Origin of the sequence: Helicobacter pylori (genome assembly GCF_003637685.1) — a bacterium.
Classification (GTDB): Bacteria; Campylobacterota; Campylobacteria; order Campylobacterales; family Helicobacteraceae; genus Helicobacter; species Helicobacter pylori_CJ.
The window spans coordinates 17,996-43,854 of record NZ_MVWW01000007.1 but is presented as its reverse complement, the minus strand read 5'-3'; the positions used below and the strand labels follow the sequence as shown (position 1 = coordinate 43,854).

Below are 25,859 nucleotides of genomic sequence, written 5' to 3'. Positions count from 1 at the left end.
TATTACCACTCAATGCGAACAAGAGTGGTATTTTTCTAAAAATTCTTTTTTAAAACTCAAAAACCGCTTTTCTAAAATGGCGTTTCTAGCGTTCTTCACTAGCTCTAAATAAAAATGCAAATTGTGCAAACTGGCTAAACGAGCGTAAGTGAGTTCTTTAGCCCTAAAGAGGTGGTGCAAATAGGCTTTAGAATAGCGTTTGCAAGCATAACAGGTGCAATTTTCTTCAATAGGGGTATCATCCAATTTATAGGGTGCGTTTTTGATAGAAATTTTGCCAGAATGCGTGAAAAGGGTAGCGTTTCTGGCGTTTCTGGTGGGCATCACGCAATCAAACATATCCACCCCCAAACTGATAGCGTCTAGGATATTTTCAGGCGTGCCTACGCCCATTAAGTAGCGAGGCTTGTCTTTGGGGAGCAAGGGGGCGGTGTGTGCGATGGTTTCTAGCATTTCATCTGCGCTTTCCCCCACCGCTAAACCGCCTATAGCATAGCCATCAAAACCCTCATGCGTTAATCCCACGCTAAGGCTGCGCATTTTCAAATGCGTCCCGCCCTGGATAATGGCAAAAAGGTTGTTGTTGGGGCGGTTTTTTTCTTTGTGGTATTCTAGGCTAAGATTCGCCCATTTAGCGCTTCTTTTAATGGATTCTTCAAGGCGTTTTAAGGGAGCGGGCAAGCCCACTAAATCGTCTAAAACCATCATAATATCGCTATTCAAAGAATATTGAATGTCCAAAACTTTAGCGGGCGTGAAGAAATGCTTGCTCCCATCAATATGGGATTTAAAAACAATCCCGTCTTCTTGCAATTTGATGTTATCGCTCAAGCTAAAGGCTTGAAACCCTCCGCTATCGGTTAAAAAACTCCCCTGAAATTGAGCGAAACGATGCAAGCCTCCTAATTGTCCAACTACTTTCTCGCCCGGTCTTAAATACATGTGATAGGTGTTGGCTAAAATGAGTTTAGTGCCTAAAATTTCTTGCATATCCATAGCGTCTAAAGATTTGATGCAGCCTTGAGTGCCTACTGGCATAAAAATGGGTGTCTCTACTTGAGAATGAGCTAAATTCAAAACGCCAGCTCGCGCGTGTTTGTCAGTAGCTTGGAGGTGAAAATCCATCGTTTAAGCCTTAATCTTGGATATAATGGCGTAATCATTTTTTAGGAAGTTTGGAATTGAAGAAAATCGCCCTTATTTTAGATGGCATTGTAGCAAAAAATTTTTTAGACTTGGTGCTAAGGCATTATTCTAATCATAATTTTTATATAGTGGTTGTCAAAGATGAGAGCCTTATCCCTAAAAACTACCCAAGCACTTTCGCTTTTTATTGTTTTGATGCGACTTCCAGTTTCAGGCTTTTGCAGGTGTTAAACGATGAGGTGAGCGATGCGTTTTTAATCATACAAGATTTTAAAGAGCAACGCATCATTCATAAAATCATTCAAACCCATTTCAAACGCATGCGTGTGGTTTTGAGCGTGAAAAAAGATAGCGAAAAAACTTTAGAAAACAATGGAGAAAATAAAGATGAAAAGCTTATTTTGATTGATGAATTTGAAGTTTTAGCCAATAAATTCATTTCTCGTTTGCCTAATATCCCTAGCACCCCTAGAGAGTTTGGGTTAGGCAAGGGCGAGATCATGGAGATTGATGTGCCTTTTGGGAGCATTTTTGCTTACAGGCATATTGGCTCTATCAGGCAAAAAGAATACAGGATTGTAGGGCTTTATCGTAACGATGTTTTGTTGCTTTCCACTAAGTCTTTGGTTATCCAACCACGAGACATTCTTTTAGTGGCGGGCAATCCGGAAATTTTAAACGCGGTGTATCATCAAGTCAAAAGCAATGTGGGGCAGTTTCCAGCCCCCTTTGGTAAGAGCATTTATTTATACATTGATATGCGCTTACAAAGCCGAAAAGCGATGATGCGCGATGTGTATCAAGCCTTGTTTTTGCACAAACATTTAAAGAGCTACAAACTCTACATTCAGGTTTTACACCCCACTAGCCCTAAGTTTTATCATAAATTTTTAGCGTTAGAAACCGAAAGCATTGAAGTGAATTTTGATTTTTATGGGAAAAGTTTTATCCAAAAACTCCATGAAGACCACCAAAAAAAAATGGGCTTAATCGTGGTAGGCAGAGAGCTTTTTTTCTTGAAAAAACACCGAAGAGCCTTGCACAAAACAGCCACCCCGGTTTATAAAACCAACACTTCTGGCCTGTCTAAAACCACTCAAAGCATTGTGGTTTTGAATGAAAGTTTAAGCATTAATGAAGACATGTCTTCAGTGATTTTTGATGTGTCTATGCAAATGGATTTGGGCTTGTTGCTCTATGATTTTGACCCTAACAAGCGCTATAAAAACGAGATTGTCAATCATTACGAAAATTTAGCCAACACCTTTAACCGCAAGATTGAGATTTTTCAAACCGATATTAAAAATCCTATCATGTATCTCAATTCTTTAAGAAATCCCATTTTGCATTTCATGCCTTTTGAAGAGTGTATCACGCAAACGCGCTATTTGTGGTTTTTATCCACTAAAGTGGAAAAATTAGCGTTTTTAAACGATGATCACCCTCAAATTTTTATCCCCATAGCGGAGTGAAAGAATGCAAGAAATTGTAATCCCTTTAAAAGAAAAAAGCTATAAAGTGTTTTTGGGGGAACTGCCTGAAATAAAATTGAAACAAAAAGCGCTCATCATTAGCGATAGCATCGTATCTGGGTTGCATTTATCGTATTTATTAGAGCGCTTGAAAGCCTTAGAAGTCAGAGTGTGCGTGATAGAGTCCGGAGAAAAATACAAAAATTTTCATTCGTTAGAGCGGATTTTGAACAACGCCTTTGAAATGCAATTAAACCGCCATTCTTTAATGATAGCCCTTGGTGGGGGAGTGATAAGCGATATGGTGGGGTTTGCGAGCAGTATTTATTTTAGGGGGATTGATTTTATTAATATCCCTACGACTTTACTCGCTCAAGTGGATGCGAGCGTGGGGGGGAAAACAGGGATCAATACGCCTTATGGCAAAAACTTAATCGGATCGTTCCACCAGCCTAAAGCGGTTTATATTGATCTGGCTTTTTTAAAAACCCTTGAAAAAAGGGAATTTCAAGCAGGGGTGGCTGAAATCATTAAAATGGCGGTGTGTTTTGATAAAAACTTGGCAGAAAGATTGGAAACAAAGGATTTAAAAGATTGTTTAGAAGAAGTGGTTTTCCAAAGCGTCAGTATCAAAGCTCAAGTTGTTATGCAAGATGAAAAAGAGCAAAACATCAGGGCTGGGTTGAACTATGGGCATACCTTTGGGCATGCGATAGAAAAAGAGACTGATTATGAGCGATTTTTGCATGGCGAAGCGATCGCTATTGGCATGCGCATGGCGAATGATCTAGCTCTTTCTTTAGGCATGCTCACTCTAAAAGAATACGAACGCATAGAAAATTTATTGGAAAAATTTGATTTGATATTCAATTACAAAATCCTTGATCTTCAAAAATTTTACGAACGCTTGTTTTTAGACAAAAAAAGCGAGAATAAGACAATCAAATTCATTCTGCCTAAAGGCGTTGGAGCGTTTGAGGTTGCCTCTCATATCCCTAAAGAAACGATTTTAAAGGTGTTAGAAAAATGGCATTAAGGGTATTGTTATTCTTTTGTTTTTTGTTGTTGCAAGCAGACGATAAAAGCCAAAACAAAAGCCAAGAGCTATTGTCCATACAAAAACAAATGGCTTTGGTGGATAAAAAACTCGCCAAAGACAATAATGTGTGGTTGAAAAAATTTGAAAACTACAAGATCTACAACCAAATTTATACCGAAAAAGAGAGCGTGAGACAGGAGTTAAGGCACTTAAAAAATAAAAAAAGCAAGGATTTATTAAAGATTAGCACCTTAGAGCACACCTTAAAGGCTTTAGAGTCCCAACAAAAAATGTTTGAAAGCTATGGGGTCAATCCTTTTAAGGACTTGATAGAGCGCCCCAATATCCCCAATATCCCCAATATCGCTAACCCTATTGCGATCATTGATGGCATTTCTTTCATTAAAAGCATGCGTTTAAAGCATGAGAATCTTAAAAGCAACCAAACTACTTTAGAAGAAGTTTTAAGGCTTTTAGATCAAAAACACCAGCTTTTAAATGAGTGGCACGCTTTGGATAAAAGCGCGAAATTAAGCGATGAGATTTATCAAACCCAAGCCAAACGACTAGAATTGCAAGGGGCTCAAAACATTCTAAAAACCACGATCGGGATTTTCCAAAAAGACAGCGATGAAGCTATAAGCATTGTCAAATCTCAAGTTAAAAACCAGCTTTTTAAATTGGTTTATGTGTTTTTAGCGGCCCTTTTGAGCGTGGTGTTTGCGTGGATTTTAAAAATCATTTCCAGTAAATACATTGAAAATAATGAGCGCGTCTATACCGTGAATAAAGCCATTAACTTCGTGAATGTGAGCGTGATTATTTTAATCTTTCTCTTTTCTTATTTAGAAAATGTTACTTACTTGGTAACGGTTTTAGGCTTTGCGAGCGCGGGCTTAGCGATCGCGATGAAAGATTTGTTTATGAGCTTGCTTGGGTGGTTTATTATTTTGATTGGAGGGAGCGTGCATGTGGGCGATAGGGTGCGTATCGCTAAGGGGACGGATATTTTTATTGGCGATGTGTTGGATATTTCTATGTTGCACATTACGATTTTAGAAGATGTAACTTTCACCACTTACACGAACAACAGAAGAGCGGGTCGGATTATTTTTGTACCTAATAATTACATTTTCACTACCATGTTTGCCAATTACAGCCATTTTGGGATGAAAACGGTTTGGGATGGGGTGGATTTTTGCGTTACATTTGATTCTGATTTTAAAAAAGCTTCTAAAATTGCGCTCAACATCGCTACGGAATTGTCTAAAGAATACACGGATATTACCTATAAACAGCTCAATAAAATGCGCGACCGGTATTCTTTAAGGAGCTTGAGCGTGAAACCACGATGCTTTTTGATGCCTGAAAATAACGGGATAAAGATCTCGGTGTGGTATCAAACCAATTCGTATGCAACCATGTCTTTAAGGAGCAAGATTGTGGCTGAAATCGTTGAAGCTTTTTTGAAAGAAGAAAATATCCATATCGCTTATACGACCAGCAAGCTGCTTAAAGTGGATGCTGATGCTCTAGGCGATGGTTTTGGGAATAAAAGGGAACAAAAATGAAAAAAGTCTATTTCAAAACTTTTGGGTGCAGGACGAATCTTTTTGACACGCAAGTGATGGGCGAGAATTTGAAGGATTTTAGCGCGACTTTAGAAGAACAAGAAGCCGATATTATTGTGATCAATTCTTGCACCGTGACTAATGGGGCCGATAGCGCGGTAAGGAGTTACGCTAAAAAAATGGCGCGATTAAATAAAGAAGTGCTATTTACTGGCTGCGGGGTGAAGACTCAAGGCAAAGAGCTTTTTGAAAAAGGGTTTTTAAAGGGCGTTTTTGGGCATGACAATAAAGAAAAGATTAACGCGCTTCTACAAGAAAAAAAGCGTTTTTTTATAGATGACAATTTAGAAAACAAGCATTTAGACACCACGATGGTGAGCGAGTTTGTGGGAAAAACCAGGGCGTTTATCAAGATCCAAGAAGGCTGTGATTTTGATTGCAATTATTGCATTATCCCAAGCGTGAGAGGGAGGGCTAGGAGTTTTGAAGAGAGGAAGATTTTAGAGCAAGTGGGCCTTTTATGCTCTAAAGGGGTTCAAGAAGTGGTTTTAACCGGCACCAATGTGGGGAGCTATGGGAAAGATAAAGGAAGCAATATCGCAAGGTTGATTAAAAAATTAAGCCAGATTACTGGATTAAAACGCATAAGGATTGGGAGTTTAGAGCCTAATCAAATCAACGATGAATTTTTAGAGCTTTTAGAAGAGGATTTTTTAGAAAAACATTTGCATATCGCTTTACAGCACAGCCATGATTTCATGCTAGAGAGGATGAATCGAAGAAACCGCACCAAAAGCGATAGGGAATTATTAGAAACAATCGCTTCTAAGAATTTTGCTATCGGCACGGATTTTATTGTGGGGCATCCGGGCGAGAGCGAAAGCGTTTTTGAAAAGGCGTTTAAAAATTTAGAGGGCTTGCCTTTAACGCACATCCACCCTTTTATTTACAGCAAACGAAAAGACACCCCCTCTAGTTTGATGCGTGATAGCGTGAGTTTGGAAGATTCTAAAAAGCGTTTGAATGCGATCAAAGATTTGATTTTTCATAAAAATAAGGCGTTCAGGCAATTGCAGCTCAAGCTCAATACGCCCCTAAGAGCCTTAGTGGAAGCGCAAAAAGACGGCGAATTTAAAGCCTTAGATCAATTTTTTAACCCCATTAAAATCAAAAGCGATAAGCCTTTAAGGGCTAGTTTTTTAGAAATCAAAGAGTATGAAATTAAGGAGAGGGAAAACCATGCCGTTTTCTAAATTTTTAGAAAACCTCACCGCTCCCTTTAAACGCATCAAAAACCGCTCGCTTGTTTTGGCGTTAGGGTTTTTGATCCTTACTTTTTGTTTGCTTCTTTTTTTAGTTTTGAGCGATGTTTCTAGGCTCATATCGGGTAAGGACTTTTTTTATGTGATCCAATCCCACCCTAAGCAAACTCTAATTGAAGATGAAAATTATTTTTATGCTAACAAGGGTCTTTACAAGACCAACAAAGAAGCCTTTTTAAGGGCTTATAAAATCCCAGAAAGCATGCCCATAGAAAAACGAGAAAGTTTAAATAAGGTTTCTAAAATCTTTTTAGCGTTGCTTTTTTTCATTTCTAGCATGCTTTTTGGGATCTTTTGGCGCTTGCCCAAACGATTGGACACTAAAATGAGTTTAGAGAGCGCACACAAAAACGAATTAGAAAATGCATTCCAGCGATACGATGCGCTAGGGGTGCGTTTTGAAGACATTGCAGGGGTGGATGAAGTCAAAGAAGAATTACTAGAAGTGATAGATTATTTAAAAAACCCTAAAAAATACCAGGATTTAGGGATTTTCCTCCCTAAAGGCGTGCTTTTAATTGGGCCTCCTGGAGTGGGGAAAACCATGATCGCTAAAGCCTTAGCGAGTGAAGCCAGAGTGCCGTTTTTTTATGAAAGCGGGAGCGCGTTTTCTCAAATTTATGTGGGGGCTGGGGCTAAAAAAGTGCATGAACTTTTCATGCACGCTAAAAGGCATGCCCCCTCTATTATTTTCATTGATGAAATTGACGCTTTGGGTAAGGCTAGGGGAGGGCATCGGAGCGATGAAAGAGAGGCCACGCTCAACCAGCTTTTAACCGAAATGGATGGGTTTTTACAAAACGATGAGGTGGTGGTGATAGGAGCGACTAACCAAATGGAAGTGATGGATGAAGCGCTATTAAGGAGCAAACGCTTTGATCGGCGTATTTTCATTTCTTTACCGGATTTACTAGAAAGGCAGAGCATTTTAGAAAAGCTTTTAGAAAACAAAAAGCACACGCTAGATTATCTTAAGATCGCTAAAATTTGCGTGGGTTTTAGCGGAGCGATGTTAGCGACTTTAATCAATGAAAGCACTCTAAACGCCCTAAAACACGAACGAAACGAAATCACTGAGAGCGACATTTTAGAAGTGAAAGACAAGATCGCTTACGGCAAGAAAAAGCCCCAAACCTTAGACGAAAACCAAAAGGAATTAGTCGCTTTGTATCAAAGCGCGAAAGCCTTGGGCGCGTATTGGCTAGAAATTGAATTTGATAAAGCGCCATTATTAGGGGAATTTATCGCTTTTAATGAAAATAAAATCCATAGCGAAAGCGAGATTAAAAATTACATTAAAGTGTATTTGAGCGGGACGATTATTTTAGAGTTGCTTTATAAGGAGCGTTATAGTCTGTCTAAACAAGACTTGCAAAAAGCGAAATTTTTGAATGAATTTATGGCTAGCGAGCTTCTTTTAACCCCTACAAAAGAGTCTTTAAGCGTTCTTTATGAAGAGCAATTGGAGTTTTTAAAACCGCAAATTGCAGCTTGTAAGCGGTTGAGCGCTCTACTATTGGAGCAAGAATGTTTAGAACATTCTAATTTGTATGATTTGTTGAACGGGTGAAAATGCGTTTTTTTAGTGGTTTTGGGCTTATCAATGAAAGCGTTTTGTTTGAAGAGTGGCTTTTAAAAGGCGCTTATGATGTCTCAGGATTTTCTATGGGAGCGATTAAGGCGATAGAATACGCTTATAATGAAGTCTTACAACAGCGGCGCATCCATTCCTTATTATTGTTTTCGCCTTGCATGTTAGCGCATAAGAGTTTGGCGTTCAAACGCTTGCAACTTTCTTCGTTTCAAAAAGACCCGCAAAGCTACATGGATAACTTTTATCAAGAAGCGGGATTGAGCGCTCAATTGGAGCGTTTTAAAAAAATGGGTTCTTTAGAAGAATTAGAATTTTTATTGGATTACAAGTATAATGATCGTATAATCAGATTTTTATTAGAAAAAGGCGTGAAGATTGAAGTGTTTATCGGTTTAAAAGATAAAATCACTGACATTCAAGCCCTTTTAGAATTTTTTATGCCCTTAGTTCAAGTGTGGCAGTTTAAGGATTGTAACCATTTGTTGCAAAAATCTTAAAAAAGGTGGAAGATGAAAAAAATTAGTTTAGGGGTGTATTTGCTTATTTTAGGTATTTTGGGCGGCTCTTTGATTATTTTAGGAGCGATAGTTGCGCCCATTGTTTTCAAAGCTTCAAGCATTTTGCCTGAATTGAATCTGACTCCCTTTGAGAGCGGGAAACTCATGGCGCAAATCTTTGTGCGTTTCAATTATGTTTTAGGCGCGATCGGTTTTGTGGTGTTGCTGTATGAAATCGTTTCGTTTATTTATTATAAAAGATCGTTAGTGTATTTGATCCTTGGTGTGGCGATAGGGGCGTTGTGCTTGCTCTTTGTTTTTTATTACACGCCTTATATTTTAAACGCTCAAAAAATAGGCGAAGTTGCGCTTCAAAGCACTGAATTTGCCCGCTTGCACACTCAAAGCGAATGGCTGTTTAAGGAATTGTTTGTGCTGGTGTGTGCTTTGTTTTTTTGGCGTTTGTTTGGAAAAAGTGTGGTTTGATTAAAGAGGAGGTTTTACTATCTAGGAAATGAGAAGGTAGCGTTTAAATGAAACAATTTAAAAAGAAACCAAAAAAGATAAAACGATTGCATCAAAATCAAAAAACAATCTTAAAGCGTCCTTTATGGCTCGCACCTTTACTCATCAGCGGGTTTGCTAGTGGGGTGTATGCGAATAATAATCTGTGGGATTTGTTAAACCCAAAAGTGGGGGGTGAGTATGTGCATTGGGTTAAGGGCATTCAGTATTGCTCATGGTGGGAATTTGGAGGGTGTTTAAGGAATGTATGGGGGGCAAATCATAAAGGCTATGATGCTGGAAATGCCGCTAACTACTTGTCTTCTCAAAACTATCAAGCTATTTCTGTGGGCAATGGGAATGAAACGGGGACTTATAGTTTAAGCGGTTTTACCAATTATGTTGGGGGCAATCTCACGATCGATCTAGGCAATAGCGTTGTTTTAGATTTAAGCGGTTCTAATAGTTTCACTTCGTATCAAGGTTATAATCAAGGTAAAGATGATGTAACATTTACGGTTGGCACAATCAATTTAAACGGCACTTTAGAAGTGGGCAATCGTGTGGGATCGGGAGCGGGCACGCACACGGGAATAGCCACTTTAAACTTGAACGCTAATAAGGTTACTATCAATTCCAATATCAGTGCGTATAAAACTTCGCAAGTGAATATAGGCAACGCTAACAGCACCATTACCATTAATTCGGTTTATTTAAGTGGGGATACTTGCAGTTCTTTAGCTAGCGTTGGTGTAGGGGCTAATTGCTCCACTTCAGGGCCTAGCTATTCTTTTAAAGGGACGACTAACGCTACTAATACGACCTTTAGCAATGCAAGCGGCAGTTTCACTTTTGAAGAGAACGCTACTTTTAGCGGGGCGAAATGGAATGGGGGGGCATTCACTTTCAATAAAGGATTTAGCGCTACCAATAATACCGCCTTTAATAGCGGTAGTTTTAATTTTAAAGGCACAAGCTCTTTTAATGGCGCTTCGTTTAGTAATGCTTCCTATACTTTTGAGAATCAAGCCACTTTCCAAAACAGCTCCTTTAATGGGGGGACTTTTACTTTTAATAACCAAACTAATCCAGCTAACAGCGCTCAGCACCCCCAAATTCTGTTTGAAAACAGCTCTTTTAGTGGTAACGCTACCACTCTTAAGGGCTTTGTGAACTTTCAACAAGCCTTTAACAATTCAAACCACCAACTAACGATCCAAAACGCTTCCTTTAATAACGCCACTTTCAATAATACCGGTAAAATCACCATTAATGAGGGCGCGAGTTTTAACAACACGACATTCAACGCTTCTATTAATACAAACAACATGAGTGTTATCGGTAGCGTTACTTTAAGCGGTAAGAATGACTTGAACAATGGATCAACCCTTGATTTTGGGAGTTCTAAAATCACTCTCACTCAAGGGACGACTTTCAACCTCACAAGTTTAGGGAGCGAGAAGAGCGTAACGATTTTAAACTCTAGCGGTGGGATCACTTACAATCATCTTTTAAACCATGCAATCAATGGTTTGACAAACGCCTTAAAAACGAATGAAAGCTCTTCAAAACCGCAAAGTTTCGCTCAAGGTTTGTGGGAGATAATCACTTACAATGGGGTTACCGGGCAGCTTTTGAGCGAAAGCGCTGCAACATCTAAAAACACTGACTCTTCGCCCCCTAAATCCTCTTCAAACTCTACGCAAGTCTATCAAGTGGGCTACAAAATAGGGGATACTATCTACAAACTGCAAGAAACTTTTAGCCCTAATTCCATTATTATCCAAGCTTTAGAGAGCGGGACTTACACGCCACCCCCTGTTATTAACGGCTCCAAATTTGACTTATCCGCTTCAAATTATATTAATGCTGACATGCCTTGGTATGATCATAAATATTATATTCCTAAATCTCAAAATTTTACAGAGAGCGGGACTTATTACTTGCCGAGCGTTCAAATATGGGGGAGTTACACCAACTCGTTTAAGCAAACCTTTAGCGCGAATAATAGTAATTTGGTGATTGGGTATAACGCAACATGGACTGGAAATAGCGTTTCTTCTAGCGGCACGGTGTCTTTTGGGGACACTTCAGGGAGCGCTCTTAATGGGCATTGCGGGCCTTGGCCCTATTACCAATGCACAGGCACGACTAATGGCACTTATAGCGCTTATCATGTGTATATCACAGCGAATCTGCGTTCTGGCAATCGTATAGGCACCGGTGGGGCAGCCAATCTGGTCTTTAATGGGGTAGATAGTATCAATATCGCTAACGCTACTATCACGCAACATAACGCCGGGATTTATTCAAGCTCTATGACTTTTTCCACGCAAAGCATGGACAATTTGCAGAATTTGAGTGGGCTAAACGCTAACGGCAAACTTTCCGTGTATGGCACCACTTTCACTAACCAAGCCAAAGACGGGAAATTCATTTTCAATGCAGGGCAAGCGACTTTTGAAAACACCAACTTTAATGGAGGGAGTTACCAATTCAGCGGTGATAGCTTGAATTTTTCAAATAACAACCAGTTCAATAGCGGTTCGTTTGAGATTGGCGCAAAAAACGCTTCGTTCAATAACGCTAACTTTAACAACAGCGCTTCTTTTAATTTCAATAACTCTAACGCAACCACTTCGTTTGTGGGGGATTTCACTAACGCTAATTCAAATTTGCAAATCGCCGGGAACGCTGTTTTTGGGACTAATAGTAATGGCTCTCCAAATAACGCTAATTTTAATAATACCGGCTCTGTGAATATTGCAGGGAATGCAACTTTTGATAATGTGGTGTTTAATAGCCCCACAAACACGAGCGTGAAAGGGAAAGTTACTCTCAATAACATCACTTTAAAAAATTTAAACGCTCCTTTGTCTTTTGGCGATGGGACGATTAGTTTTAGTGCTCATTCGGTGATTAATATTGATGAAGCTATCATTAATGGCAACCCTATCACCCTTGTAAGCTCTTCTAAAGAAATTGAATACAACAACGCTTTTAGTAAAAATCTGTGGCAGCTCATCAACTACCAAGGGCATGGGGCTAGCAGTGAAAAACTCGTCTCTAGCGCGGGTAATGGTATTTATGATGTGGTGTATTCTTTCAACAACCAAACCTACAATTTCCAAGAGGTTTTTTCACAAAACAGCATTTCTATCCGGCGTTTGGGCGTTGGCATGGTGTTTGATTATGTGGATATGGAAAAATCGGATCACTTATATTATAAAGATGTTGTCGGTTTTATGACCTACATGCCTAACAGCTATAACAATAATTTAGGGAATGCAAACAACACCATTTACTATTACGACAACAGCATTGATTTTTATGCGAGCGGGAAAACTCTATTCACTAAAGCGGAATTTTCTCAAACGTTCACCGGGCAAAACAGCGCGATCGTTTTTGGGGCTAAAAATATATGGACGAGCGTAAGCGATGCGCCGCAATCTAATGTGATCATTCGCTTTGGGGACAATAAGGGAGCAGGGAGTAATGATGCGAGCGGGCATTGCTGGAATTTGCAATGCATAGGCTTTATCACAGGGCATTATGAAGCGCAAAAGATTTACATCACCGGCAGCATTGAAAGCGGGAACCGCATTTCTAGCGGTGGGGGTGCGAGCCTCAATTTTAACGGGCTTCAAGGCATTCTTTTAACGAACGCGACTTTGTATAACCGCGCCGCTGGCACGCAAAGCTCGTCTATGAATTTTGTTTCTAACAGCGCGAACATTCAGGCTCAAAACTCCTATTTTATAGACGATACCGCACAAAATAAAGGCAACCCTAATTTTAGTTTCAACGCTTTGAATCTGGATTTTTCTAACAGCTCTTTTAGGGGCTATGTGGGGGCAACGCAATCTGTTTTTAAATTCAATGCCGTTAATGCGATCAGTTTCACTAACAGCTCTAATTTAAGCTCTGGTTTGTATCAAATACAAGCTAAAAGCGTGTTGTTTGACAATTCCAATTTAAGCGTTTCAGTGGGGACAAGCAGTATTAAAGCCAATGCGATCAATCTTTCTCAAAACGCCTCTATCAATGCGAGCAACCATTCAACCTTAGAACTTCAAGGCGATTTGAATTTGAACGACACCAGCTCGCTCAACCTCAACCAAAGTGCCATTAATGTTTCCAACAACGCCACGATCAACGATTATGCGAGCTTGATTGCGAGTAATGGCTCTCACCTTAATTTTAACGGAGCGGTTAATTTCAATTCAGCGAATATTACTACGAGTTTGAATAATTCCTCTATCGTGTTTAAGGGATCGGTCTCTTTAGGAGGGCAGTTTAATTTAAGCAATAACTCTTCTTTAGATTTTCAAGGCTCTAGCGCTATCACCTCTAACACGGCGTTTAATTTCTATGATAACGCTTTTTCTCAAAGCCCCATCACTTTCCATCAAGCCCTTGATGTTAAAGCGCCCTTGAGTTTAGGAGGCAACCTCTTAAACCCTAACAATAACAGCGTGCTGAATTTGAAAAACAGCCAGCTTGTTTTTAGCGATCAAGGGAGCTTGAATATCGCTAACATTGATTTACTAAGCGATCTAAACGACAATAAAAATCGTGTGTATAACATCATTCAAGCGGACATGAATAATAATTGGTATGAGCGTATCAGCTTCTTTGGCATGCGTATCAATGATGGGATTTATGATGCTAAAAACCAAACTTATAGTTTCACTAACCCCCTTAATAACGCCCTAAAAATCACCGAGAGCTTTAAAAATAACCAACTAAGCGTTACACTCTCTCAAATCCCGGGTATTAAAAACACGCTCTATAACATTGGCTCTGAAATCTTTAACTACCAAAAGGTTTATAACAACGCTAACGGCGTGTATTCTTATAGCGATGACGCACAAGGCGTGTTTTATCTCACGAGCAGCGTGAAAGGCTATTACAACCCAAACCAATCCTATCAAGCCAGTGGTAGTAATAACACAACGAAAAATAACAATCTAAGCTCTGAGTCTTCTGTCACTTCGCAAACCTATAACGCGCAAGGCAACCCTATCAGCGCGTTGCACGTCTATAACAAGGGCTATAATTTCAGTAATATCAAAGCGTTAGGGCAAATGGCTCTCAAACTCTACCCTGAAATCAAAAAGATATTAGGGAATGATTTTTCGCTTTCAAGTTTGAACGATTTAAAAGGCGATGCATTAAACCAGCTTACCAAACTCATCACGCCTAGCGATTGGAAAAACATTAACGAGTTTATTGATAACGCAAACAATTCGGTGGTGCAAAATTTCAATAACGGCGCTTTGATTATAGGAGCGACTAAAATAGGGCAAACAGACACCAATAGCGCGTTAGTTTTTGGGGGCTTGGGCTATCAAACACCTTGTGATTACACCGACATTGTGTGCCAAAAATTTAGAGGCACTTATTTAGGGCAGCTTTTGGAGTCCAGCTCGGCTGATTTGGGCTATATTGACACGACTTTTAACGCTAAAGAAATTTATCTTACCGGCACTTTAGGGAGTGGGAACGCATGGGGGACTGGGGGGAGCGCTAGCATAACTTTTAACAGCCAAACTTCGCTCATTCTCAACCAGGCTAATATCGTAAGCTCGCAAACCGATGGGATTTTTAGCATGCTAGGCCAAGATGGCATCAATAAGGTTTTCAATCAAGCCGGGCTCGCTAATATTTTGGGCGAAGTGGCGGTGCAATCCATTAATAAAGCTGGGGGATTAGGGAATTTGATAGTAAATACGCTAGGGAGTGGTAGTGTGATTGGGGGGTATTTAACGCCTGAACAAAAAAATCAAACCCTAAGCCAACTTTTGGGGCAGAATAACTTTGATAACCTCATGAACGATAGCGGTTTGAACACGGCGATTAAGGATTTGATCAGACAAAAATTAGGCTTTTGGACCGGGCTAGTGGGGGGATTAGCCGGACTAGGGGGTATTGATTTGCAAAACCCTGAAAAGCTTATAGGGAGCATGTCCATCAATGATTTATTGAGTAAAAAAGGGTTGTTCAATCAGATCACCGGCTTTATTTCCGCTAATGATATAGGGCAAGTGATCAGCGTGGTGTTGCAAGATATTGTCAAACCGAGCAAGGCTTTACAAAACGATGTAGTGGCTTTAGGCAAGCAAATGATTGGCGAATTTTTAGGTCAAGACACGCTCAATTCTTTAGAAAGCTTGCTGCAAAACCAGCAGATTAAAAGCGTTTTAGACAAAGTCCTAGCGGCTAAAGGCTTAGGGCCTGTTTATGAACAAGGTTTGGGGGATTTGATCCCTAATCTTGGTAAAAATGGGCTTTTCGCTCCCTATGGCTTGAGTCAAGTGTGGCAAAAAGGGGATTTTAATTTCAACGCGCAAGGCAATGTTTTTGTGCAAAATTCCACTTTCTCTAACGCCAATGGAGGCACTCTCTCTTTTAACGCAGGGAATTCGCTCATTTTTGCCGGAAACAATCGTATCGCTTTCACTAACCATTTTGGAACGCTTCAATTATTGTCTAATCAAGTTTCTAACATTAGCATCACCATGCTTAACGCTAGCAACGGCCTTAAGATTAATGCCGGTAGTAACAATGTTTCCGTATCTCAAGGCGATCTGTTTATCAACGCTAGTTGCGCGCAACAAAGCGATCCAACGACAGCTAACGCTACAAACCCTTGCGTGCTTAGCGCCCAAAGCGTAAATGGCGCTTCTTCTAGTAATGCGTCAAATAACGCGCCAATCGCTTTGAACAATAACGATGAGAGCTTGATGGTTACGGCGAATGATTTCAATTTTTCAGGCAATATTTACGCTAATGGGGTGGTTGATTTTTCAAAGATTAAAGGTTCTGCAAACATTAAAAACCTGTATCTTTACAATAACGCTCAATTCCAAGCCAACAACCTCACGATTTCCAACCAAGCGGTGTTAGAGAAAAACGCTAGCTTTGTAACGAATAACTTAAACATTCAAGGGGCGTTTAACAACAACGCCACGCAAAAAATAGAGGTGCTTCAAAATTTAGCAATCGCTTCAAACGCTTCTTTAAGCACTGGGATTTATGGGTTAGAAGTAGGGGGGGCTTTGAATAATTTAGGAACGATCCATTTTAATTTAGAAAATTCTCAAACGCCTGTAAATCCACTCATTCAAGCAGGAGGTGTGATCAATCTCAACGCCACCCAAACGCCTTTTATAAACATCAATAACAGCATGGCCAATAACACGACTTACACTTTATTAAAAAGTAGCCGTTACATTGATTACAATATCAACCCCAACAGCTTGCAATCGTATTTGAAGCTCTATACTTTAATCAATATCAACGGGAACCACATAGAGGAAAAAAACGGCGTATTGACTTATTTGGGCCAACGGGTTTTATTGCAAGATAAGGGGTTATTATTAAGCGTAGCGTTGCCTAACTCAAACAACGCCTCTCAAAACCATATTTTAAGCCTTTCTGTCCTTTATGACCAGATTAAAATGTCTTATGGCAACAAGATCATGGATTTTACCCCCCCTACCTTACAAGATTACATTGCGGGCATTCAAGGGCAAAGCGCGCTCAATCAAATTGAAGCTGTTGGGGGGAACGCTATCAAGTGGCTTTCAACATTGATGATGGACACTAAAGAAAACCCGCTTTTTGCGCCGATTTATTTAAAAAACCACTCTTTGAATGAAATCTTAGGCGTAACAAAAGATCTTCAAAACACCGCAAGCTTGATTTCTAACCCTAATTTTAGAAATAACGCTACCAACCTTTTAGAATTGGCGAGTTACACCCAACAAACCAGCCGTTTGACAAAACTCTCTGATTTTAGGGCTAGAGAGGGAGAGTCTGATTTTTCTTTGTTAGAGCTTAAAAACAAGCGTTTTAGCGATCCTAACCCTGGAGAGGTTTTTGTCAAATACTCTCAACTTAGCAAACACCCAAATAACCTTTGGGTTCAAGGGGTGGGAGGAGCGAGCTTTATTTCTGGGGGCAATGGCACGCTTTATGGCTTGAACATGGGCTATGACAGGTTAGTTAAAAATGTGATCCTTGGGGGTTATGTGGCTTATGGCTATAGCGACTTTAATGGGAATATCATGCATTCTTTGGGTAATAATGTGGATGTGGGGATGTATGCGAGGGCTTTTTTAAAAAGAAACGAATTCACTTTGAGCGCGAATGAAACTTATGGAGGCCATGCAACTAATATCAATTCTTCTAATCCCTTGCTTTCTGTGTTGAACCAACGCTACAACTACAACACCTGGACAACGAGCGTGAACGGGAATTATGGCTATGATTTCATGTTCAAACAAAAAAGCGTGGTGCTAAAACCTCAAGTGGGCGTGAGCTATCATTTTATAGGCTTGAGCGGGATGAAAGGCAAAATGAATGATGCCGCTTACAAACAATTTCTCATGCATTCAAACCCCTCTAACGAATCGGTTTTAACGCTCAACATGGGGTTGGAGAGCCGTAAATATTTTGGTCAAAATTCCTATTATTTTGTAACGGCGAGATTGGGTAGGGATCTTTTGATCAAATCTAAAGGCGATAATGTGGTGCGTTTTGTGGGCGGAAACACTTTATTGTATCGCAAGGGGGAAGTTTTCAACACTTTTGCGAGCGTGATCACAGGAGGCGAAATGCATTTGTGGCGTTTGATGTATGTGAATGCAGGGGTGGGGCTTAAGATGGGCTTGCAATACCAAGACATTAATATAACCGGGAATGTGGGCATGCGAGTGGCGTTTTAGCTTTTTTGCTATAATGCTTCGTTTAAATTTTATGGTTAGGTTTTTCCATGTTTAATTATGAAGAGCTGTTTCAAACTCACAAAACCCCTTTTTACCTCTATGATTTTGACAAAATCAAACAGGCTTTTTTAAGCTATAAAGAAGCGTTTAAGGGGCGTAAATCTTTGATTTGCTACGCTTTAAAGGCGAATTCTAATTTGAGTATCCTCTCTTTATTAGCCCATTTAGGGAGCGGGGCGGATTGCGTTTCCATAGGCGAGATATATAGGGCTTTAAAAGCCGGGATCAAGCCTTATAGGATTGTGTTTAGCGGGGTGGGTAAGAGCGCGTTTGAAATAGAACAAGCCCTAAAACTCAATATTTTATTTTTGAATGTAGAAAGTTTTATGGAATTAAAAACGATTGAAACAATCGCTCAATCTTTAGGGATAAAGGCCAGGATTTCCATTAGAATCAACCCCAACATTGACGCTAAAACGCACCCTTATATTTCTACCGGCTTGAAAGAAAACAAGTTTGGCGTGGGAGAAAAAGAGGCTTTGGAAATGTTTCTTTGGGCTAAAAAAAGCGCGTTTTTAGAGCCTGTTAGCGTGCATTTTCATATCGGATCACAGCTATTAGATTTAGAGCCGATTATAGAAGCGAGCCAAAAGGTGGCTAAAATCGCTAAATCTTTGATCGCTCTAGGGATAGATTTGCGTTTTTTTGATGTGGGCGGAGGCATTGGCGTGAGCTATGAAAATGAAGAAACGATCAAGCTTTATGATTACGCGCAAGGGATTTTAAACGCGCTTCAAGGCTTGGATTTGACCATTATTTGTGAGCCGGGCCGCTCGATCGTGGCTGAGAGTGGGGAATTGATCACGCAGGTTTTGTATGAAAAAAAGGCTCAAAACAAGCGCTTTGTGGTTGTGGATGCGGGCATGAATGATTTTTTACGCCCCAGTTTGTATCATGCTAAGCATGCCATAAGGGTTATAACGCCCTCTAAGGGTCGTAAGATCTCGCCTTGCGATGTGGTAGGGCCTGTGTGCGAGAGCAGCGACACTTTTTTAAAAGACGCCAATTTGCCAGAATTAGAGCCAGGCGATAAAATAGCGATTGAGAAGGTTGGGGCTTATGGCTCTAGCATGGCCAGTCAATACAATTCGCGCCCCAAACTCTTAGAATTAGCCCTAGAAGATCACAAAATCAGAGTGATAAGAAAAAGAGAGGTTTTAGAAGATTTATGGCGGCTAGAAGAAGAAGGCTTAAAAGGGGTTTGATTAGATGCAAAAAAGTTTGGATAGTCTTTTAGAAAATTTAAGGGCTGAAATTGATGCGCTGGATAATGAATTGAGCGATCTTTTAGACAAACGCTTAGAAATCGCTTTAAAAATCGCTCTCATCAAACAAGAAAGCCCCCAAGAAAGCCCCATTTATTGCCCTAAAAGAGAGCGAGAAATTTTAAAACGACTCAGCCAAAGGGACTTCAAACATTTGAATGGAGAAATTCTTACGGGTTTTTATACAGAGGTTTTTAAGATTTCTAGAAAATTTCAAGAAAACGCCCTCAAAGAGTTAAAAAAATAAAAGAGAGTTGTTATGTTTGAAAAAATTACCCTAGCACATAAGGACTTGTTTTCAAGATTTTTAAGCGCTCAAAAAATCGTTTTATCGGATGTGAGTTTTACGAATTGTTTTTTATGGCAGCACGCAAGGCTTATTCAAGTGGCGGTGATTAAGGATTGTTTGGTGATTCAAACCACTTATGAAAATCAAAAACCCTTTTATTTCTACCCTATCGGCAAGAATACGCATGAATGCGTAAAAGAGCTTTTGAAATTAGAAAAAAATTTAAGATTCCACTCCCTGACTTTAGAGCAAAAAGACGATTTGAAAGACAATTTTGTAGGGGTGTTTGATTTCACTTACAACAGAGACAGGAGCGATTATGTTTATTCTATTGAAGAATTGATCGCGCTCAAAGGGAAAAAATACCATAAGAAAAAAAACCACCTGAACCAGTTTTTAACCAATTATGCGAATTTTGTTTATGAAAAAATTTCTCCTCAAAATAAAAAGGAAGTTTTAGAAGCCTCCAAAGAATGGTTTTTAGAAAACCAAACCGATGATATAGGGTTAATCAACGAAAATAAGGGTATTCAAAGCGTGTTAGAAAATTATGAAAGCTTGGATGTGAAAGGGGGTCTTGTTAGGGTTAATGGGGAAATAGTCTCGTTTAGTTTTGGAGAAGTTTTAAACGAAGAGAGCGTGCTCATCCACATTGAAAAAGCCCGCACAGATATTGCAGGCGCGTATCAAATCATCAACCAGCAATTGCTTTTGAATGAATTTAGCCATCTAACTTACGCTAACAGAGAAGAAGATCTAGGGTTAGAGGGCTTAAGAAGGTCTAAAATGAGCTATAACCCGGTGTTTTTGATAGACAAATACGAAGCGGTTGCTAGAAATTAAATGATTTTTGGGGATTTTAAATATCAAAAAAGCGTTAAAAAACTCACTGCCACTAATCTTAATGAGCTTAAAAACGCCCTGGATTTCATCTCTCAAAATAGGGGGAAGGGGTATTTTGTGGGGTATCTTTTATATGAAGCACGCTTAGCATTTTTAGATGAAATTTTTCAAAGCCAAACCCCTTTTTTGTATTTTGAACAATTTTTAGAAAGAAAAAAATATTCTTTAGAGCCTTTAAAAGAGCATGCGTTTTACCCTAAAATCCACAGCTCTTTAGATCAAGAAACTTATTTCAAGCAGTTTAAAGCCGTTAAAGAACATCTCAAAAACGGCGATACCTATCAAGTGAATCTCACAATGGATTTATTTTTAGACACTAAAGCCAAACCAAAGCGCGTTTTTAAGGAAGTGGTACACAACCAAAACACGCCTTTTAAGGCTTTGATAGAAAATGAGTTTGGGAGTATTTTAAGCTTTTCGCCGGAATTGTTTTTTGAATTAGAGTTTTTAGACACAGCGATTAAGATTATTACAAAACCCATGAAAGGCACGATCGCTCGCTCAAATAACCCCTTGATAGATGAAAAAAACCGATTGTTTTTGCAAAATGATGACAAAAACAGAAGCGAAAATGTGATGATTGTGGATTTATTGCGTAACGATTTGAGCCGCTTGGCCTTAAAAAATAGCGTGAAAGTCAATCAATTGTTTGAAATCATCAGCTTGCCGAGCGTGTATCAAATGATAAGCGAGATTGAAGCTCAATTGCCCCTAAAAACAAGCTTGTTTGAGGTTTTTAAGGCGTTGTTCCCTTGCGGCTCTGTGACCGGATGCCCTAAAATCAAAACCATGCAAATCATTGAAGATTTAGAAAAACGCCCTAGGGGGGTGTATTGCGGGGCGATAGGCATGGTTGAAGGAAAAAAAGCCCTTTTTAGCGTGCCTATCCGCACTTTAGAAAAAAGAACGCATGAAGATTTTTTGCATTTGGGGGTAGGGAGTGGGGTAACTTATCAAAGTAAAGCGCTAAAAGAATATGAAGAGAGCTTTTTAAAATCCTTTTTTGTGGTGCCCAAAATAGAATTTGAGATTATAGAGACGATGAAAATTATCAAAAGGGATCAAAAATTAGAGATTAACAATAAAAACGCCCATAAAGAACGCTTAATGCATAGCGCCCAATACTTTAACTTTAAATACGATGACAATCTTTTAGATTTTGAATTGGAAAAAGAAGGGGTTTTAAGGGTTTTACTCAACAAAAAGGGCAAGCTCATTAAAGAATATAAAACCTTAGAGCCTTTAAAAAGCCTGGAAATCCGTTTGAGTGAAGCCCCTATTGACAAACACAATGATTTTTTATACCATAAGACGACTTACGCCCCTTTTTATCAAAAGGCTCGAGAGCTCATTAAAAAAGGCATTATTTTTGATGAAATCTTTTATAACCAGGATTTAGAACTCACTGAGGGCGCTAGGAGCAATCTTATTTTAGAAATCCATAACAAGCTTTTAACCCCTTATTTTAGCGCGGGCGCGTTAAACGGGACGGGTGTTATGGGATTGTTAAAAAAGGGTCTTGTTGAGCATGCTAGCTTAAAATTACACGATTTGCAAAGAGCGGACAAAATTTATTGCATCAATGCTTTATATGGCTTAGTGGAAGTGAAAATAAAATAACCATAAAAATAGAAGTGCCTAAAACCTCATTTTTTAAAAATAGGTTATTAAATAGAGCAAAAAAGTTAAAACTCGCCCATAATAATCATAATGATTAAAGTTTTCATATTCGTTATAAATCCGTTTACACAAGTATTTTATAAATCCAATAGAGGGTTTTTGGGAACTCTCATCAAAAAAAATAAGGAACATAACATGAGACATGGAGATATTAGTAGCAGCCCCGATACTGTGGGCGTAGCGGTAGTTAATTATAAGATGCCTAGACTCCACACTAAAGAACAAGTGTTGGAAAATTGTCGCAATATCGCTAAGGTGATTGGTGGGGTCAAACAGGGTTTGCCTGGGTTGGATCTGATTATTTTCCCCGAATACAGCACGCATGGGATTATGTATGACAGACAAGAGATGTTTGACACCGCTGCGAGCGTTCCTGGAGAAGAAACCGCGATCCTTGCTGAGGCTTGTAAGAAAAACAAGGTTTGGGGAGTGTTCTCTTTGACAGGGGAAAAACATGAGCAAGCTAAAAAGAATCCTTATAACACTTTGATTCTTGTCAATGATAAGGGTGAGATCGTGCAAAAATACCGCAAAATCTTGCCTTGGTGCCCTATTGAATGCTGGTATCCTGGGGATAAAACTTATGTGGTTGATGGGCCTAAGGGCTTGAAAGTTTCTTTGATTATTTGCGATGATGGGAACTACCCCGAAATTTGGCGCGATTGCGCAATGCGTGGGGCGGAACTCATTGTGCGCTGTCAAGGCTACATGTATCCGGCTAAGGAGCAACAAATTGCGATAGTGAAAGCCATGGCGTGGGCTAATCAATGTTATGTAGCGGTAGCGAATGCGACCGGCTTTGATGGGGTGTATTCCTATTTCGGGCATTCTAGCATTATTGGTTTTGACGGGCATACTCTGGGCGAATGTGGGGAAGAAGAAAATGGTCTTCAATACGCTCAACTTTCTGTGCAACAAATCCGTGATGCGAGAAAATACGACCAAAGCCAAAACCAACTCTTCAAACTCTTACACAGAGGCTATAGTGGGGTTTTTGCTAGTGGCGATGGGGATAAGGGTGTGGCGGAATGCCCTTTTGAGTTCTATAAAACTTGGGTTAATGACCCCAAAAAAGCTCAAGAAAATGTAGAAAAATTCACTCGCCCAAGCGTGGGCGTGGCCGCTTGTCCTGTAGGCGATTTGCCCACGAAATAAGGGGCAAAAGGAGGGGGGCTTCACAGAAGCTAAAAGCGATTTTAATCCTTCTTTTTAGAACGCTTAAAAACCACCAAAAGATTACAAATATTTCGTTAAAGACAAATTATTGATTTTGTTCGTGGAGGCCAAAACGGCGTTATAGTTGTTAGTGAGATTGGAAAATTTATTGTAAGTTTCTGCCATATCCGTGCCGGTCGTTTCCCCACGAATGCTTTGAACTTGCGTTTTTAAAACTTCATTACGCCTGATAATGTTTTCAAACGCCTTACCATGAGCGCCGTTTTTAGCGATCATTTTTTCTATGTGATCGCTCAAGTGATCGATAAGGGTGATGCCGTTTTGAATGCCTAAATTACGCATGTCGCTAGAATAAGTATCCCCTAAAGCGTCCGGGCGATAAATCCCTTTTCTTACCGAAGTGATGATATTTTCTAATTGATCAAAAAAATTCACGCTTGGCTTGTCAATGATGAGAGCGTTATTAGCGTTTAATTTAAGGCTTGGTTTGTCGCTGTGCAAGGCGTTTTGAGAAAAATCATTCGCGTCTTTATCAAAAAGCATGAACTGCATTTTGGTGTTGGAATGCATGTTGTCTTGGATAATGACTTTTCCCTCTTCATTCAAATTAACAGAAAGGTTGTCTTTAGCTTGTTTTAATAATTCAATGAATCGCTCCTTGCTTTCTTTTGAAGTAGGGTTATCGCTGATTTGTTGGTAGATTGCAGGATCAGTATTGCTGTAATTGAGCGCAATACTCATCGCATCCATGAGCTGCCTATAAGTTACTTCATTGGGTTTAGACGCTTGAATATCAGCGGTTGTGGGGTCATAAAGCGGGATTTTAACGCCATTAGGCAAACTCAAAAAAGCCCCATTATTATCCAAGTTTATTTGCGCTTCCAAAAATAAGCCATTCACATCGTTTAATTTCATGTTAAAAACGCTATTTTCTAAACTCCCTTTAGAGACTTCACTCAGTTTAGTAGAGCCATTAGCCGCGCCATTTTGAGCGATCTGAGCGACATTGCTTTCTAATTTGGCCCCTTCTTTATTGAAATAGGTTTTTTGGTATTCGCTCGCGTTATTAGTGGGGATACCGGCCACTTCTAGCCCTTTTTGATCTAGGGTGCTTAAAGCCAAAGAAATAGGCGATTCTTTAGAAGAATTATCAATGATCCTCAAACGCCCGTTCGTTGCAATTTCCACATCCACTTCATTATTGAAGCGTTCTTTAATCGCGTCTTTCAAATCTTTAATCGTAGAGTTTTTCATGTCTAAAAGAATGGGAATATCCAAATAAACAGGGAGGTTTGGGATTTTAATAGCACCTGTATCGTCCAAACGGCTAGCACTGATTTTTAAAGTTTCCACGCTATCGCCAAAAATCTCGCTCAATTTAGTGTTTTTGTTGGCTAAAACATTGTCTTTAGTTACAAACACGCTAGGGATTTCAAGCACCTTGGGATTATACATGTTAGGCACCGCTTTAACTTGGCTCAAACTCCTATCCGTTACAAACGCACTTTTGACGTATTCAGTAACCCTTTTACCACTAGATCGTAAGGCGTCTAAATCATCAAAATCCCCATCGCTAGAAATCAAATGAAAATCCAAATTTTCACTGCCAGGCGTTAGGTTTTTGATCTCAATTTGCCCCCAATTGTTCAAACTCACATCCACGACCTTATTTTGCGAAGTGTTCCCGTAAGCATGACCGATTTTATCCAACAAATCGCTCACTTTAGTCGCGCTCTCTTTGTTTTGATAGGCTTTAGAGAGCGCGAATTTTTCTTTAAAACTAGAGCCATCAGGCCTAACGCCTTGCAAATAAAAAAATTCTTTAGGGTCATTGGTGGGGTCTTTATCGTTATCGCCGATGAGTTCTCGCAAGGTATCGCTGGGTTTAATAAAAACTTCCTCAGGCAATGAAGAATGCTCTAAAGCGTCCATCACATCAGGGTGGAGCTTGTTTTGATTGAATAATTTAATGTTGGTGGTAATGAGTTTGTGTTTGTCTTTATCCGCGCCTAAAAACAAATCTTGCCCGCTGATATTATAAGGCACAAGGTTATCAGAGCTAATAAGCGCGTTTAAATCTTCGCCATTGCCATGGTATTTCCCATTACTATCAATGGGAGGTCTATCCACCTTACTGCCCCCAAATAAAAATTCCCCCCCTATGGAGGTGTTAGCAACATTCATCATATGCTCTTTTAAGCGTTCTAAATCGTTAGCGATAGCGGCGCGAGAAGTTTCTGAATGCACATCGTTAGCGGATTGGATGAGCTTGGTTTTAAACGCCTCCATCGTTTTAGAAAATTCTTGCAAGGCCTTGTCGGTATTGAGCGTTGAAGTGTAAGCGTTTTGCGCCACATCAATGCCTTGATCTAAGGTGTTTTCTTCGTATTGGAATTTTAAATTCTGGTTGTTAATGTCGCTGTTTTGATAACCATAACGGATTTTTAGCCCTGAAGCGATCTGCGTGTTAGCGTCGTTGATTTTATTTTGTAAAGCGTTTTGATAATTATTCATTTGGTTGTATTTTGAGCCAAAGGTAACGCGCATGATCAAATCCTTATTGGTTTTTTAACAAACAAGCTAAAAGTATTCCAAAACAAGTTAATAGC

15 protein-coding genes are annotated in these 25,859 nt (G+C 39.6%); 13 read left to right on the top strand and 2 right to left on the bottom strand.

What is annotated here, in order from left to right:
• Positions 1-9: 9 nt before the first annotated feature.
• Positions 10-1,125: a tRNA guanosine(34) transglycosylase Tgt gene (gene tgt / locus EAL44_RS05880; RefSeq protein WP_121075776.1), complete on the bottom strand. Its 1,116-nt coding sequence runs from the start codon at positions 1,123-1,125 to the stop codon at positions 10-12.
• Between the two features lie 56 nt (positions 1,126-1,181).
• Here tgt and EAL44_RS05875 point away from each other — a divergent pair, with 56 nt between their 5' ends.
• From EAL44_RS05875 to EAL44_RS05815, 13 genes are all read left to right on the top strand, one after another.
• Positions 1,182-2,618 (top strand): COG3400 family protein, encoded by a 1,437-nt coding sequence (locus EAL44_RS05875; RefSeq protein ID WP_162970382.1) that lies wholly within the window; start codon positions 1,182-1,184, stop codon positions 2,616-2,618.
• 4 nt (positions 2,619-2,622) lie between these two features.
• Positions 2,623-3,654 (top strand): 3-dehydroquinate synthase, encoded by a 1,032-nt coding sequence (aroB, locus tag EAL44_RS05870; RefSeq protein ID WP_121075768.1) that lies wholly within the window; start codon positions 2,623-2,625, stop codon positions 3,652-3,654.
• Complete coding sequence (locus tag EAL44_RS05865; RefSeq protein ID WP_121075765.1) at positions 3,645-5,228, top strand: mechanosensitive ion channel family protein; 1,584 nt, start codon at positions 3,645-3,647, stop codon at positions 5,226-5,228. Before aroB ends, EAL44_RS05865 begins: the two co-directional genes overlap by 10 nt.
• The gene (gene mtaB, locus EAL44_RS05860; protein WP_121075761.1) at positions 5,225-6,481 is read left to right on the top strand and encodes a tRNA (N(6)-L-threonylcarbamoyladenosine(37)-C(2))-methylthiotransferase MtaB; all 1,257 of its coding nucleotides are present in this window, start codon (positions 5,225-5,227) and stop codon (positions 6,479-6,481) included. The genes EAL44_RS05865 and mtaB overlap by 4 nt, the downstream gene beginning before the upstream one ends.
• The gene (locus EAL44_RS05855) at positions 6,468-8,120 is read left to right on the top strand and encodes an AAA family ATPase (protein ID WP_121075758.1); all 1,653 of its coding nucleotides are present in this window, start codon (positions 6,468-6,470) and stop codon (positions 8,118-8,120) included. The genes mtaB and EAL44_RS05855 overlap by 14 nt, the downstream gene beginning before the upstream one ends.
• A gap of 2 nt (positions 8,121-8,122) precedes the next feature.
• Positions 8,123-8,641, top strand: a complete 519-nt coding sequence (gene bioV / locus EAL44_RS05850) for a pimelyl-ACP methyl ester esterase BioV (protein ID WP_121075755.1) — start codon at positions 8,123-8,125, stop codon at positions 8,639-8,641.
• Positions 8,642-8,653: 12 nt separating this feature from the next.
• Entirely contained in the window at positions 8,654-9,127 is a 474-nt protein-coding gene (locus tag EAL44_RS05845; protein ID WP_121075751.1) for a DUF4149 domain-containing protein, read from the top strand.
• Positions 9,128-9,174: 47 nt separating this feature from the next.
• Positions 9,175-17,877, top strand: coding sequence for an immunomodulatory autotransporter protein ImaA (gene imaA, locus EAL44_RS05840; protein WP_121075748.1), 8,703 nt, complete (start codon positions 9,175-9,177; stop codon positions 17,875-17,877).
• Between the two features lie 47 nt (positions 17,878-17,924).
• Positions 17,925-19,142: a diaminopimelate decarboxylase gene (gene lysA, locus EAL44_RS05835; protein ID WP_121075745.1), complete on the top strand. Its 1,218-nt coding sequence runs from the start codon at positions 17,925-17,927 to the stop codon at positions 19,140-19,142.
• Positions 19,143-19,146: 4 nt separating this feature from the next.
• Complete coding sequence (locus EAL44_RS05830) at positions 19,147-19,449, top strand: chorismate mutase (protein WP_121075743.1); 303 nt, start codon at positions 19,147-19,149, stop codon at positions 19,447-19,449.
• Positions 19,450-19,461: 12 nt separating this feature from the next.
• The gene (locus tag EAL44_RS05825) at positions 19,462-20,334 is read left to right on the top strand and encodes a DUF2156 domain-containing protein (protein WP_121075740.1); all 873 of its coding nucleotides are present in this window, start codon (positions 19,462-19,464) and stop codon (positions 20,332-20,334) included.
• Positions 20,335-22,014 carry a bifunctional chorismate-binding protein/class IV aminotransferase gene (locus tag EAL44_RS05820; protein WP_121075737.1) on the top strand — a complete coding sequence of 560 codons (1,680 nt, stop codon included), beginning with the start codon at positions 20,335-20,337 and terminating at the stop codon, positions 22,012-22,014. It abuts the gene before it with no gap.
• 195 nt (positions 22,015-22,209) lie between these two features.
• Complete coding sequence (locus EAL44_RS05815) at positions 22,210-23,229, top strand: aliphatic amidase (protein WP_001215714.1); 1,020 nt, start codon at positions 22,210-22,212, stop codon at positions 23,227-23,229.
• A gap of 81 nt (positions 23,230-23,310) precedes the next feature.
• On the opposite strand, the gene flgL is transcribed toward EAL44_RS05815, so the two are convergent.
• Complete coding sequence (gene flgL / locus EAL44_RS05810; RefSeq protein WP_121075734.1) at positions 23,311-25,797, bottom strand: flagellar hook-associated protein FlgL; 2,487 nt, start codon at positions 25,795-25,797, stop codon at positions 23,311-23,313.
• Positions 25,798-25,859: the final 62 nt, after the last annotated feature.